The organism is uncultured Metabacillus sp., from assembly GCF_947503125.1.
Taxonomy (GTDB): domain Bacteria; phylum Bacillota; class Bacilli; order Bacillales; family Bacillaceae; genus Metabacillus.
This window is the reverse complement of the sequence record NZ_CANNCR010000152.1, coordinates 1-1,287: the sequence shown is the minus strand read 5'-3', so window position 1 is coordinate 1,287 and position 1,287 is coordinate 1. Positions and strand designations below refer to the sequence as shown.

The 1,287-nt window shown below is 54.3% G+C and carries 1 rRNA gene; it reads right to left on the bottom strand.

The features are described 5' to 3' along the window. Positions 1-1,287: ribosomal RNA gene (locus tag Q1B07_RS26580) — 23S ribosomal RNA — on the bottom strand; the annotation flags it as partial.

Genomic DNA, 1,287 nt, shown 5'->3' with positions numbered 1-1,287 from the left:
GACCTATCAACCTGATCATCTTTCAGGGATCTTACGTTACAAAGTAACAGGGAAATCTCATCTTGAGGGGGGCTTCATGCTTAGATGCTTTCAGCACTTATCCCTTCCGCACATAGCTACCCAGCTATGCCTTTGGCAAGACAACTGGTACACCAGCGGTGCGTCCATCCCGGTCCTCTCGTACTAAGGACAGCTCCTCTCAAATTTCCTGCGCCCACGACGGATAGGGACCGAACTGTCTCACGACGTTCTGAACCCAGCTCGCGTACCGCTTTAATGGGCGAACAGCCCAACCCTTGGGACCGACTACAGCCCCAGGATGCGATGAGCCGACATCGAGGTGCCAAACCTCCCCGTCGATGTGGACTCTTGGGGGAGATAAGCCTGTTATCCCCGGGGTAGCTTTTATCCGTTGAGCGATGGCCCTTCCATGCGGAACCACCGGATCACTAAGCCCGACTTTCGTCCCTGCTCGACTTGTAGGTCTCGCAGTCAAGCTCCCTTGTGCCTTTACACTCTGCGAATGATTTCCAACCATTCTGAGGGAACCTTTGGGCGCCTCCGTTACATTTTAGGAGGCGACCGCCCCAGTCAAACTGCCCACCTGACACTGTCTCCCGGCCCGATAAGGGCCGCGGGTTAGAATTTCAATACAGCCAGGGTAGTATCCCACCGACGCCTCCACCGAAGCTGGCGCTCCGGCTTCTCAGGCTCCTACCTATCCTGTACAAGCTGTACCAAAATTCAATATCAGGCTACAGTAAAGCTCCACGGGGTCTTTCCGTCCTGTCGCGGGTAACCTGCATCTTCACAGGTACTATAATTTCACCGAGTCTCTCGTTGAGACAGTGCCCAGATCGTTACGCCTTTCGTGCGGGTCGGAACTTACCCGACAAGGAATTTCGCTACCTTAGGACCGTTATAGTTACGGCCGCCGTTTACTGGGGCTTCAGTTCAAAGCTTCGCTTGCGCTAACCTCTCCCCTTAACCTTCCAGCACCGGGCAGGCGTCAGCCCCTATACTTCGCCTTGCGGCTTCGCAGAGACCTGTGTTTTTGCTAAACAGTCGCCTGGGCCTATTCACTGCGGCTTTTCGAAGGCTTTAACACCCTAAAAAGCACCCCTTCTCCCGAAGTTACGGGGTCATTTTGCCGAGTTCCTTAACGAGAGTTCTCTCGCTCACCTTAGGATTCTCTCCTCGCCTACCTGTGTCGGTTTGCGGTACGGGCACCTCACACCTCGCTAGAGGCTTTTCTTGGCAGTGTGGAATCAGGAACTTCGGTACTAT